Below are 13,030 nucleotides of genomic sequence, written 5' to 3'. Positions count from 1 at the left end.
CCTTCGTCAGACGTCGATGACGGGCGGGCTGAGGCGGTCGCCAAGGCTCGGCGTCCGGATGCGGGAGGCGAGCAGCCGGTCGAGCGCCGCCAGCAGCAGCGGTGCGGCCCAGGCCGATGCGATCGCGATCGCGGCGATCAGTTCCATCCCGTCCAGCCGGCCGTCGGCGCTCTGGGCGAGCAGCGCCGGGGCGGTTGCGGCGCCCCCCGCCTGCGCCAGATTGGTCGCGACGGCGATCAGGGTCTGGAACGCCGCGCGCTCCTCGATCGCCGGCACGCGCGTCACCCAGGCCTGGTTGATCGTGCTGCGGATCAATTGGAACACGACGATCAGCGCGAACAGCAGCACGTTCGGAAGCGGCGGAGTCTTGGTGAGAAAGGCCGCGGCGAGCAGGCCTGTCATGATCACGGCCACGCCGATCGCCATCAGCCGCGCCCCAGCGACGTCGATCAGTCGGCCGGTGACGGGGAGCGCCACGAGCGTGAAGACGCCGCCCAGGAAATACACCTCCTGAAGCTTCTCGCGCGGCAGACCGAGATTGTGCGTCAGGTAGGTCGGCAGGTTCGGCGAAATCAGCAACGCGGCGTAGGACGCGCTACCGATCAGGAGGAACGACAGCAGGCTTGGGCTGGAAGTCAGCAAGGTCCAGAAATCGAGCGCGCGCTCCTTCAGCCGCCAGGGCTTGAGGGCGGCGAGGTGCGCCCGCTGCGGCGCGAGCAGGCGCAACACGCCGACGAACAGGGGGACGCCGACGAGCGCGATGCCGAAGAAGCAGAAGCGCCAGCCGCCGAAGGCCGAGGCGATCGCGACGCCCGCCGGCACGCCGAAGACGAGCGCCACGCCATAGGCCCCGATCATCTTGCTGACCGCCGCGCCGCGCCGGTTGGGCGGTACGGTGTCGGTGACGATCGCGAGCAGCAGCCCTGTCATCGGCCCAACGAACAGGCCGGCGAGAGCGCGGGTCGCGACCAGCGTTCCGAAATCCGGCGCGAATCCGGAGAGGGCGGTGGCGGCGAGGAACCCGGTCATCACCGTGAGCAGGGCCGCGCGTCGGTCGAAGCGGTCGAGCACGAAGGAGGCGCCGAGCCCGCCGGCGGCGGCGGCGAGCGAGTAACTGGCGCTCGCGAAGCCAACGTCCTGCGCCGCCGTGCCGAGATCGTGCGCGAAGAACGGTCCGAGCGGAAACACGATGATCGAGCCGAGGGCGTTGAGGAACGCGATCGAGCTGAGCAGCCAGACGACCGCCTGTTCCGACAGGACGGCGGCGCTGAGCCAGCGCCCGTCTTCCCGGCGTGCGGCCCGTCCCGCATTGACGCTCATGGCGCTGATCCCTCCGACGCGGCGTCGCTCGCGCGAGCGCGGCTCAGCCTGCGGCCCGCCGCTGCGGCTTTGCGAAGCTCAGTCGCGCGCAGGCCGACCCGATGCGCTCGAGCGCCTGCATCAGCTTCTCGTCCGCCGCGGCGTAGGACAGCCGGAAGTACGGCGACATGCCGAAGGCCGCGCCATGCACCAGCCCGACGCCCGCCGTCTCCAGCAGGTAGAGAACGAAATCCTCGTCGGTGCGGATGATCTCGCCGGAGGGCGTCGCCGCGCCGATCAGACCGGCGCAACTGGGGAAGACGTAGAAGGCGCCGTCCGGTTTGTGACAGGCGAGGCCGTCGATGGCGTTGAAGGCCGCGACCACCATGTCGCGCCGGCGTTCGAAGCGCGCCACGTGCTCGGCGATGAATCCCTGGGGGCCGTTGAGCGCCTCCACCGCGGCGGCCTGGCTGATAGACGAGGCGTTCGTGGTCGAGTGCGACTGGATCGCCGACATCGCCTTGATCAACGGCTTCGGGCCGCCGGCGTAGCCGATGCGCCAGCCGGTCATGCAGTAGCTCTTCGACACGCCGTTCATGGTCAGCGTGCGGTCGATCAGGGAGGGCTCGATCCGCGCCGGCGTGACAGCCTTGAAGCCTTCGTAGGTCAGGTGCTCGTAGATGTCGTCGGTCAGCACCCAGACGTGCGGGTGGCGGACGAGGACGTCGGTGAGCGCCTTCATCTCGTCGGCCGAGTAGGCGGCGCCCGACGGATTGGACGGGGAGTTGAGGATCACCCAGCGGGTGCGCGGCGTGATCGCGGCGTCGAGCTGCTCCGGCGTCATCTTGAAGCCGTTGTCCGCCGCGCAGGGGACGATGACCGGCGTACCCTCGGCAAGCGCCACCATCTCGGGGTAGGAGACCCAATAGGGCGCGGGGATCACCACCTCGTCGCCGGCGCTCACGCTCGCCATCAGCGCGTTGAAGATCACCTGCTTGCCGCCGGTGGAGACGATGATCTCGTCCGGAGCGTAGGACAGCCCGTTCTCGCGTTCGAACTTCGCGGAGATCGCCTGTTTCAGAGCAGGAGTTCCGTCGATCGCGGTGTACTTCGTGTCGCCGCGGCGGATCGCGTCGATCGCGGCCTGCTTGATGTTGTCGGGCGTGTCGAAATCCGGTTCGCCGGCCACCAGGCCGAGGACGTCGTGTCCCGCGGCGACCCTTGCGGCGACCTTTCCCGACAGGACGACAGTGGGAGACGGTTTGATGCGGGACAGGCGTTCAGCGACCTGGAACACGGCTCGGCCTCACTTTCTGCATGCATTTTGATCTCGCCCAAACGAGTAGCAGCGAAGCGAAAGCCGGTCAATGAACCGTTTCCAAATATTTTGGCGATTGCTATCGTCATGTTCGCGGCTCAACGTCCCGCCAGCCGTCCGATTCCTTCATAAATGAAGGCGGGGGGGGTGGGCGCGGCGGACGCTGGGCCACGAGGGCGACGATGAACGAAGCGGAAGCCCGTTCATCGCAGAGGAGGGCGGAGTGGTGAGAAAGGCGGGACGCGAGTTCACGATCCGCGACGTCGCGCGCTCGGCGGAGGTCGCCGTCGGCACGGTGTCGCGCGTGCTGAACGACCACCCTTCCGTCACGCGCGACGTGCGCGAGCGGGTCCAACGCGCGATCACGTCGCTCGGCTATGAGAGGAATGCGGTGGCGCAAAGCATGCGCAGCGCCCGCACCCACATGATCGCCTGCGCGATCCGAGACTTCGACATCCCGGGCTACGTCTCCTACGTCAAGGAGGCCGAGCGCATCTTTCGGGCGGCGGACTACACCTTCCTGCTGGCGAGCACGGCGAATGACAAGGCGGTGGAGCTTTCGCTGCTGCGCAAGTTCGCACAGCGCCGCGTCGACGGCGTCATGATGACGATCAGCGACGAGAGCGACCCCGAACTGATCGCGGCCGTCGAGCAGGCCAAGATGCCGCTGGTGCTGATCGACCGCGAGATGATCCAGAGCGTCGACCGGGTGGCGGCCGATCATCGCTCGGGCGCTCGTCAGGCGACGGATTACCTGCTGTCGCTCGGGCACCGTCGGATCGCGCTGTTCGTGGGCGATCCGCACGCTCATCCCTCGCGCAGCCGGATCGAGGGCTACGGCGACGCGTTCCGCGCCGCCGGCCTCGAACCGGATCCGGCCATGATCCGCGATCACTCGCTTTCGAACGAGTTCACCTTCCGCGAGACCTCGGCGTTGATGCAGCGGCCGGACCCGCCGACGGCGATTTTCGTCGCCGGCATCGACATGCTGGCGGGCGCGATGCGCGCCCTCAAGGCCGCAGGTCTTGCGATCGGGCGCGACGTTTCGGTGGTGAGCGGCGGCGACTCGGACCTTGCCGAGCTCTCGACCCCGGCCATCACCGCGCTGCAATGGGACCGCGCCCAGATGGGCCGCCACGCCGCCCAGATGCTGCTGGACCGCGTCACCGGACGCACCACCGAACCGCCGCGCTGCGTCCGTGTGCCGGTGTCTCTCGTGGTGCGTGAGTCCTGCCGCCCTCCGCAGTGACCAAGGCGGCCGTCACGAAAGCCGCGCGTTACGCCGAGCCGCTTGACGCGGTCGTTTGAGGCGGGGGGGCCGGAGCTCAGGCTCCCGACCGGGAGGCGCTGGTGGACGGGACACGTCATGGGCCCCTCGATCCATTCCGGATCGCATGCGGTCAGCTTGCGGCGTTGCGTCCGCGTCTCGGCATATCCCGCACCGTCTGTCCCCAGAACCGGCTGAGATGACCGTTTGCGCCGAATTCGGTGAACTGGGCGACGCAATGGAATCGCCAATCGTAGAGTTCGATCAAGTGCCCGGCGCGGCCGCCGGCGTCGAAACGGGTGACCCAGACTTCGTCGATCTCGTTGAAGTCGATCGAGATCGTGCAGCCTTCCGAGCACAGCCTGATGACGGGGCCGATCTGCCGGATATCGTCGAAAGCGCCCTGGTGGATCTGAGCGAAGGCGGCGTTGGAGACCATCGTCGCTACCGGCGCGCGGATCTCCGTGAGCAGGCGCAGCAGGTGGACGGCGAGCTCCGGCTCCACGCTCCAGGCGTGGTCGTCGCCCCAGTCCGGCAGGGTCGCCCGCCGGCCGATGCCGCCGTCGAGAAACAGGCTGTCGAGATGGAACGCCAGATCACGGCCGCGCCAGCAACGCGGATCGGCGGGCTTGTCGAGGACGCGGACTTCGGTTCGAGCGGGGGTCGCTCCGGAAGCCTCCCCGGCGGGAATGCTCCAGCCCTGCGTGAGCTCCGCGAAGGCGTAGTCGTCGGTGATCGAGGTGAGGATCGTCTTGTGGAGGGCTGCGCCTTCGGGGCTGAAGAACTGCACCGAGCAGGGCGACCGGCTGAGCGCCTGGCGTTCCACCGCGAGCGTGGCCGAAATCGACGGAAGGTGCACGCGGAGCGCCGCCTCGCCCGCTTTCAGCGCCAGCGGCTCGGTCGCGAAACAGGGTCCGGTGTAGCGGCCTATTTCAGTCATCACCGTGGTGGCGTTCGTCGTCAGCGCGACGACGCCGTCCACGCCGGCGAGGTCCGCCGCGATCTGCGGCAGCGGGGCCGCGAGACGCGTCAGCGCGATGCGCATCTCGGAGAGCGCGGCAAGTTCGCTTGTTGTCCGCGCGGCGTTGCCTCCGCGAGGGCAGTGATGGGGCATGACGCGTCGATCTCCCGCCTGTGGTTTCCCCGGGCTCAATAGACGTCACGCAGATAGCGCTTGGCCTTGCGGAGATCGTCGACGTAGTCCGCGGCGGCCTCCGGCGAGAGACCGCCATGACGGCCGACGATCTCGTGAAGCGCGGCGTCGACGTCCTTGGCCATCCGGCTGGCGTCGCCGCAGACGTAAACCGAGGCGCCATCCTCCAGCCATGCGAACAGGTCGCGACCGTTCTCGCGCATGCGATCCTGCACGTAGATCTTCTCGGCCTGATCGCGCGAGAAGGCGAGGTCGAGCCGCGTCAGCACGCCGCCCCGGCTCATCTCGGCGAGTTCGTCCTCGTAGGAGAAGTCATGTTCGCGGCGCTGGTCGCCGAAGAACAGCCAGTTGCGCCCGCTCGCGCCCGTCGCCTGTCGCTGCTGGAGGAAGGCCCGGAACGGCGCGATTCCCGTGCCCGGCCCGATCATCACCATCGGGGCGGCCGGGTCGGCCGGCGGGCGGAACGACTTGTTCGCCGAAACGAACACATTGGCTGCGCCGCCGAGGCCGACGCGGTCGGCGAGGAAGGTGGAGCACACGCCGCCATGATCGCGATGCTCCGCCCGCCAGCGCACGGCGGCGACCGTCAGGTGAACATGACCGGGATGGGCGAGCGGGCTGGACGAAATCGAATAGGCGCGGTGCTGCAGCGGGCGCAGCATCCCGACGAACGCTTCGGCGTCGAAGGCGATGGCGGGGTTCAGGTCGAGAAGATCGAGCACGTCCTTGCCCCAGAGGAAGGCGTCGAGCGCCTCCTTGTCGCCGTGCCGGATCACATGCGTCAGCGCATCGTCGTTCGCCCGCGCCTCGATCGCCATGACGAGGTCGCGCGAGGGCGTGCGTATCTCGAAGGTCGCCGCCAGCAGTTCGCCGAGCGGCCGTTCGTGCCCCGCGACCGGCACATCCGGCCGGAGCTGGAGCCGTGCGAGCAGCGCCGTGACCAGTCCCGGATCGTTGACCGGAATGACGCCCAGCGCATCGCCCGCCTCATAGGTCAGGCCGCTGTCCCCGAGCGCGAATTCGACGTGGCGGATGTCCTTGGACGAGGCCGCCGACGACAGCCGCCGGATTTCGGTGACGACGGCCGGATAAGGGTTGCGTCGGCTCCATGCCCCGGTCGCGCCGGGCGCGGGCTGGACCGCCGCGACCGGCGCAGGAGCGGCCCCCGACGCGTCCGGCAAAGCGGCGAGTGCGCCGTCGATCCAGGCCGCGGCCGGCGCCTCGTAGTCGACGTCGCAGTCGACGCGCGGCGCGATGCGGTGCGCGCCAAGCTGTTCGAGTCTCGTATCGATCAGCTTGCCCGCCTGACAGAAGCCGTCATAGCCGGTGTCGCCGAGCGCAAGGACCGCGAACGACATGGCTTCGAGTCGTGGAACGGTGGGGGCGTTGAGCGCCTTCCAGAACAGGTGCGCGTTGTCCGGCATCTCGCCTTCGCCGTAGGTCGAGACCACGATGACGACCTGCTCCATGACGGCGAACCGCGCGATGTCCACATCGTCGAGGCCGAGCACCTGAGGCTCGAAACCGAGCGCCCGCGCCTTCGCCGCCGCGTCGTTCGCGACCGCTTCGGCGTTGCCGGTCTGGGTGCCATAGAGAATGTGCAGAGGCGCCCGGGCGGCTTCGACCGTGGCGGAGCCGGTTGTTGGGGACGCGGCCTCCAGCAGGCGCGAGTTCAGTCCCGCAAGGAAGCCTGCGAGCCAGACGCGCTGCTCGCCGGTGAACGGCGCGTCGTCGGGGATGTGCGGAACGGGCATGTCAGCGACTCGGTCGGCGAAACGGGCGGGCGGGGGCGTTTGCGGGGCTCATGCGCGGCCCGTGAAGGTGGCGAGGTCGCGGACCGCGGCGCGCGCGAACAGCTCCTCGTAATCGGGCAGGCGGCCGAGCGCGGCGCGGTTCTTGGCGCTCTGGCTCAGGATCCAGCCATAGACGCCGGGGCTGTCCATGGAGAGCACGTTTCGCTGGGCGAGCGCCGCCTTGTAGTCGGACAGCCGCTTGTCGGCGACGAGCGCCGCAAGCTCCTCTTCGCCATAGGAGCTGAGCGCCTCCCGCGCATGGCGCAGGATCTTCTGCATCAGCGCGAAATCCTCGGTGAGCAGGAGCTTGCGCACCGCCGAGGCGACCGCCGGATGGCCAGGTCCCGACACCCCGGGCAGGCGCGACAGAGCGAGTTGCTGGGCCATGGCGAGCACGGCGTAGTTGTTGAGCAGCGTGAGACTCGCCTCCTCGCCGGTCTCCCCCTCGGCCGGAGCGGCGCCGCCGAGGATCTGTCGCTGGTCGCGATAGGCCAGCTTGAACTTGCGCACCTGCGAGCCGGCGACGGCGACGCTGAGCTCCTCCAGCAGGTCCTTCCTGCTCTTTGTCTTCAGGATCGCGCTGCTGTCCTGGTACTGAAGCAGAGCGAGGGGCAGGCCGTAGACGAAGTGCTGTCGCTCGGTCTCCCAGCTCTCGATCAGCCAGGCCGCCTTGGCGGAGCCGGTCTCCTCCAGGTGCCACTCCAGCAACAGGCGCACGGCGTCGGCGTGGAAGGCGTCGTCCTCGTCGCCGGCAACCGGGAGCAGCAGGATGGAGTCGTGGCTCGCCTTCGCAGCGAGGTCTCCATAGGGGTCGTACTGATAGACGAAGCCCCCGCTCATGCCGTTGCCGAAACCCTTGCCGAACGCGCCGAGGTTGAGCACCGCGCCGTTGGTCATGTACTCGCAGGCGAAGTCGCCGACGCCCTCGACGACGGCGGTCGCGCCCGAGTTGCGGACCGCGAAGCGGTCGCCCGCCTGGCCCTCGATGAAGGTCCGGCCCCCGGTCGCGCCGAACAGCGCGAAGTTGCCGACGAGCACGTTGCCGCCGGCTTCGTCCGAGCCGCCGCCAGGACTGCGGATGGCGATCACGCCGCCCGATGCGCCCTTGCCGACCCCGTCGTTGCAGACCCCTTGATGGCGCAGCGCCATGCCGTCATTGCAGAACGCGCCATAGGACTGCCCGGCCGAGCCGGTGGTGGTGATGACGATGGCGCCCGGTCTCAGGAAACGGCGGCCGCGATCGTCCTGATGCGCTGACGGCAAGGCGCGAACGGCGTCGGCCGGTAGCGTGTGGTTCAGCCACCGCTCGACGTCGATCGCGAGCCGGGCGCCCACGCTTTTGTCCCGATTGCCGATCCGCCGCCCGGCGCCGAGCGCGATCGACTCACGGCGTTCGTCGACCAGCGCCGTCCGGACGGCCGCGCTCCACTCCTCGTCGGCGTCGTATTCGGCATCCATGTAGACCGGCTGGTCGATCCGCACCTCGTCGACGACGGTCAGCATCGCCCTCAGGTCGAGCCGGCCGACGCTCGCCGGATGGTCGAGCAGGTGCAGAAGGTCGGATCGCCCGCGCGCCTCGCGCAGCGAGCGCAGGCCGAGCCCGGCCAGAACCTCGCGGGTCTCGTGCGCGACGTTCATCAGATACTGCGCAAGCGCGCGCGGATCGCCGTCGAACAGTTCGGAATTGGTGGTGAGGCCGGCCGGGCATTTGATGTTGCAGTTCTTGGCCATCACGCATTTCAGCATCATCAGCGCGGTGGTGCCGAACTCGAACGAATCCCCGCCGAGCAGCGCCGCCTTCACGACGTCGCTCCCGGTCTGGTTGGCGCCCGAGCAGCGCAGCGTCACCTTCTGGCGCAGGCCGTTGGCGGACAGCGCCTGATGGACTTCCGCGACGCCGATCTCGGCCGCGCGGCCGGTGTACTTGAGGCTGGTGACGGCTGCGGCGCCCGTCCCGCCGGTGTTGCCCGCGATGTTGATGACGTCGGCGCCCGCCTTGGCGACGCCGACTGCGATCGTGCCGACGCCCTCGGACGAGACCAGCTTCACGACCACCCGCACCCGCGCCGCCTTGCAGTCGTGGATGAGCTGGGCGAGGTCCTCGATCGAATAGGTGTCGTGATGCGGCGGCGGCGAGACCAGCTCGACGCCCGGCGTGCCGCCGCGTGCGGCGGCGATCTCGACCGTCACCTTCTGCGCCGGCAACTGGCCGCCTTCGCCGGGCTTCGCGCCCTGGCCGATCTTGATCTCGAGCTCCTCGAGCATCGGGTCGGCGAGATAGCCGGCCCAGACGCCGAAACGCCCGGACGCGAGCTGCTTGATCCGCGAGGCGCGCAGCGTGCCGTAGCGGGAGATGTGCTCGCCGCCTTCGCCCGAGTTGGACAGGCCGCCGACCATGTTGGTGCCGTGCGCCACGGCCTCGTGCGCGGGCGCGTTCAACGCGCCATGGCTCATGGCGCCGGACGTCAGCAGCCTCACGATTTCATGCGCCGGCTGCACCTCGGCGAGCGGAACCTCGTCCGGCGCCGAGCGAAGCTGCGAGAGATAGTCAAGCGCGTCGCCGCCGGCCCTGACCGCAAGCCATCCCGCCTCCAGCCAATGGCCGAGAATGTCCTGCTGGAAACGCTGCAGCAGCGACTGGCCGAGAGCGGTCAGGCGACCCGGGTCATTGCCGAGGGGACCGGTGAGGTTGAGCCGGAAGCTGTCGGATCCGAGGCGCTCGCAGACGAGGCCTCGCACCAGCAGGCTGGCATTGCCGAAGCGCGCGAAGCGGCTCATCTCGCGCCTGAAGTCGGTGGCGTGCGTCAGGAACGTCACGTCGGCCGGCAGCGCCAGCACGTCGCGCAGCGCCGCCGGGCGGCGCATCCGCTCCTCCGCCATCATGCGGCTGAAGGCGCGATAGCCCGGGGTGATGCGGAAGGCGTCTATCTCCTGAGGCGTCCTGCGCTCGAAGCTGGTGCGCTTGTAGGCCTCCTCGTCCAGGCCGAAGGCGTCGACGAGGCGCGTCAGCGGCAGCAGTCGCAGCGAGTCCGCGTCCTCCTCCGCGTCGGGCGCCTGGAAGGCGATCGGCTCCTCGGTCATGTCCACGAAGCCGCGGACCGCCGCCGTGCCGAAAGAGTGGCCGGCGCCTTCGGCACGCTCCTTGAACAGGCCGAGCAGCGGAATGTCGTCCTCGCGGCGCACCTCCAGCGCCTTCGCGTGCCAGTCCGCCGCGGCCTGCGCGATCACCGCGAAGGTGACGCCGCCGACCGGCGTGCGGACGTTCGGGAACCAGCGCCGCAGCGCCGGGTCGTTGGTGTCGAGGAAGTTCGGCTCGAAGAACTCGCCGCCGATGTAGCTCTCGGCGGTGCAGAGGCCAACCTTGCCCATGGTCTTCATCAAGGCCTTCTCGGCCGCCTTGGCGAAGCGCTTGAAGGCCTTGTCGGCGTCGGCCCCGAATTTCTCCTCGGCGCGGAACTGGACGCCCAGCGGATAGACCGCGGAGGCTCCGAAGCCGAGCGCCGTCGCAACATGGTGCGACGAGGCGATCTGCCCGCTCTCGGCGATCAGTGAGACCCGCAGCCGCAGCCCCTCCGAGATCAATCGCTGGTTGACGGCCGAGATCACGATGATCAACGGCAGCGCCGCCCTGTCCCGCGCCACATGGCGGTCGGTCAGCACGGCCACGCCGCCGCGCTCTCGGGCGAAGGTCTCGACCGCGCCGCAGACCGCGTCGATCGCCGCCTCGATGGCCCGCGCGTTCGCCGCGCCGTCCTCGAGCGCGGGGCGATAGAGCATCTCGAAGCGCTCGACCGGCGTCGACGCCTGCTCCCGGATCTTCAGCATCTCGAGATGGGTTAGGATCGGCGAGCGCACGACGATCTGCGGGGCGGAGGGCGCGCCGATGTTGGGCTTCGCGCCCAGCGCCACCCGCAGCGTCATGCCGTCGGCCTCGCGAAGGCTGTCCAGCGGCGGGTTCGTCACCTGCGCGAAGCGCTGCGAGAAGTACTTGGCGACGCCGCCCTCCTGGTCCGACAGGGCGTTGATGGCGTTGCCGTAGCCCATCGCCGAGATCTTCTCGGACCCGCTCTGCAGCATCGGGTCCATCAGGAACTTGAAGCTCTCCTGGTTGTGCGCATAGGCGACGTAGCGCTGGTGGCGCTGCAAGTCGCCGCGGTAGCGCAGCGGCGAACCCTGCGCCTCGGCCGGAATGTCGGGAAGGGATTCGAGCGTGACCCGAGCGTCCGCCAGCAACGCCTTGTAGTCGCGCCGCGCGGCCAGCATCTCAAGCGCTTCGACGGTCGCGTAGGCGCGCTTGCTGCGGTGGTCCCAGAACAGCATGCCGCCGGCCTCGATCCGCCCGCGGCGGATCACGGTCTCGGCCGGAAACCGGATCTGGCCGGCTTCCGACATGACGCAGAGGTACTCCGCCGTCTCGACCGACCGCAGAGGCCTGAGGCCCAGCCGATCGAGCCGGGCGCCCACCACCTCCCCGTCGCCGAAGATCAGGGCGGCCGGACCGTCGTTCTTCTCTTCGTAGAGCGAGAAGTATTCGAGCATCGCCCTCACGTCGGGCGACAGGGTCGGATCGTTCTCCCAGGCCGGCGGCATCATTGAGACCACCGCGGCGACGAGGTCCTGCCCGTCATCCATCACCCGGCTCTGCAGCGTCTGGTCGAGCCGGCAGGAATCCGACTGGCCTTCCGGCGAGACGATGCGGCCGTTGCGCGCGCGCGCGATCGCGGCCTCCGACAGACGGTTCTTCTTGTCGGTGTTGAGCTCGCCGTTGTGCGCCATCAGCCGGAACGGCTGGGCCATGGAGGTGCGCGGGTCGGTGTTGGTGGAGAACCGCGTGTGGAAGTACAGGGTGTGGACGGCGTGGTCCGGGTCGGTCAGGTCCTGGAAGTAGGGCATCACCTCGTTCGAGTTCAGCCGGCCTTTCAGCACCTGCGTGCGCGCCGAGAACGACAGCGGGTAGAAGCCCGACAGCGCGGGGTCGGTGTAGGCGTCCGCCTCGATCACCAGCAGCGCGCGATGAATCGCCCGGTCGAAGGCCGGCAGCCCGTCGCAGCCCTCCGGCGCGGCGAACACCCATTGGCGGATCGGAAGCTGGAGCGGGACCGCGGCGGGCCGCAGGACGCTCGGGTCCACCGGCACGTCGCGCAGGAACAGGATCGCCATGCCCTCGTCCGCGAGGGCCGTGGCGATGATGCGCCCGGCGCGGGCGTGCTGCGCGGGGTCGCGTGGCAGGAACACATTGCCGACGCCGAAGCGGCCGGCCTGCAGATCGCCCCGCCCGGTGAGGCGCCGGAAGAAGGACTGCGACAGGTCGACCGAGACGCCGGCGCCGTCGCCCACGCCCTCCGCCGACATGCCGCCGCGGTGCGGCACCGCGCAAAGCGCCTCGTGGCCCTTCACCAGCACGTCGTGCGACTGCACGCCGTCCTTGCGCGTGATGAAGCCGACGCCGCAGCTGCTGCGCTCGTCGGCTCGATCGTACAGACTGGAAGACTTCGCTTCGGACAATGGCGCCTGACCGGACTATCAGATACGAACGACGCTAGAACTGGCGGATGTATTTGGAGGCATTCAAAAAGATGAATTCTCGTTCGTCGCGCTTTATCCCGCGGCCGGGCGTCAATCAATCGCAAATAACGTTTATATAAGTAGAAGAATTATAGGGTAATATTTGACGGGATGCCGAATGGGGCGACTCCCCGTCTGTGGCGGCTTGAATTGCCGTCGGGGCGTTCGTCAGGCGCCCGGCGGCGCCCATGAGCGCATAGGGTCGATCGAGACGGCGACGTTCGAGGACGGAGTCGCGGCCCTCCCGGGCCGCTGCCCGACCTGCGCGCGGGGCTGGCAATCGTCGTCCGCGCTGTCGTTGCGTCTATCGGCGGCCGCGGACGGGGCCGTCTCGGGCTGGTCCTGCCTCGTAACGGATCCGGTTTAACGCGACTTTTGCGGGCATCCTGATCCCGGCAGGAGGGGGATGCCATGAAGCGCAAACGGAAGTCGGACGAGCAGATCGCCTTCGCCCAGAGGCGCGCTGAGAACGGGACGTTGGTCGACGAGATCCGCCGGAAACTCGGCCTCTCGGAGGCGACCTTCTACGGCTTGAAGAGCACCGAACGACCCCGCTCGGCCTTGGCCACTTGACGCCCCACGCCTTCGCTCACCAAGCTCAACTCGCCCGAAAGGCCGCATCGTGACCGGACCAG

General features: G+C 68.9%; 6 protein-coding genes and 1 pseudogene. 2 read left to right on the top strand and 5 right to left on the bottom strand.

What is annotated here, in order from left to right:
* Window positions 1-6: 6 nt before the first annotated feature.
* Both JOD31_RS13225 and JOD31_RS13220 read right to left on the bottom strand, forming a co-directional pair.
* Entirely contained in the window at window positions 7-1,320 is a 1,314-nt protein-coding gene (locus JOD31_RS13225) for an MFS transporter (protein WP_204950810.1), read from the bottom strand.
* A gap of 43 nt (window positions 1,321-1,363) precedes the next feature.
* Window positions 1,364-2,596 carry a pyridoxal phosphate-dependent aminotransferase gene (locus JOD31_RS13220; protein WP_204950809.1) on the bottom strand — a complete coding sequence of 411 codons (1,233 nt, stop codon included), beginning with the start codon at window positions 2,594-2,596 and terminating at the stop codon, window positions 1,364-1,366.
* Window positions 2,597-2,843: 247 nt separating this feature from the next.
* Here JOD31_RS13220 and JOD31_RS13215 point away from each other — a divergent pair, with 247 nt between their 5' ends.
* On the top strand, window positions 2,844-3,866 hold the full coding sequence (locus tag JOD31_RS13215) for a LacI family DNA-binding transcriptional regulator (RefSeq protein WP_271206186.1): 1,023 nt from the start codon (window positions 2,844-2,846) through the stop codon (window positions 3,864-3,866).
* A 151-nt stretch (window positions 3,867-4,017) separates the two neighbouring features.
* Here JOD31_RS13215 and JOD31_RS13210 read toward each other — a convergent pair whose 3' ends face one another.
* From JOD31_RS13210 to JOD31_RS13200, 3 genes are all read right to left on the bottom strand, one after another.
* Window positions 4,018-4,929, bottom strand: a complete 912-nt coding sequence (locus tag JOD31_RS13210) for a ChuX/HutX family heme-like substrate-binding protein (RefSeq protein ID WP_204950807.1) — start codon at window positions 4,927-4,929, stop codon at window positions 4,018-4,020.
* 104 nt (window positions 4,930-5,033) lie between these two features.
* Entirely contained in the window at window positions 5,034-6,791 is a 1,758-nt protein-coding gene (locus tag JOD31_RS13205) for a sulfite reductase subunit alpha (RefSeq protein ID WP_204950806.1), read from the bottom strand.
* A 48-nt stretch (window positions 6,792-6,839) separates the two neighbouring features.
* Window positions 6,840-12,335 carry a glutamate synthase-related protein gene (locus JOD31_RS13200; protein WP_204950805.1) on the bottom strand — a complete coding sequence of 1,832 codons (5,496 nt, stop codon included), beginning with the start codon at window positions 12,333-12,335 and terminating at the stop codon, window positions 6,840-6,842.
* Window positions 12,336-12,806: 471 nt separating this feature from the next.
* Between JOD31_RS13200 and JOD31_RS13195 the strand changes: the two are divergent.
* Window positions 12,807-12,932 (top strand): annotated as a pseudogene (locus JOD31_RS13195) (transposase); the annotation flags it as partial.
* Window positions 12,933-13,030: the final 98 nt, after the last annotated feature.

This window comes from Methylopila capsulata, assembly GCF_016907975.1.
Taxonomy (GTDB): Bacteria; Pseudomonadota; Alphaproteobacteria; order Rhizobiales; family Methylopilaceae; genus Methylopila; species Methylopila capsulata.
The sequence above is the reverse complement of the archived record's forward strand: the minus strand, read 5'-3'. Positions and strand labels throughout refer to the sequence as shown.

Excerpts from the sequence above, each read along its gene's own strand:
- JOD31_RS13225 (WP_204950810.1), bottom strand. The coding sequence starts at position 1,320 with ATGAGCGTCAATGCGGGACGGGCCGCACGCCGGGAAGACGGGCGCTGG.
- JOD31_RS13210 (WP_204950807.1), bottom strand. The coding sequence starts at position 4,929 with ATGCGCATCGCGCTGACGCGTCTCGCGGCCCCGCTGCCGCAGATCGCG.
- JOD31_RS13205 (WP_204950806.1), bottom strand. The coding sequence starts at position 6,791 with ATGCCCGTTCCGCACATCCCCGACGACGCGCCGTTCACCGGCGAGCAG.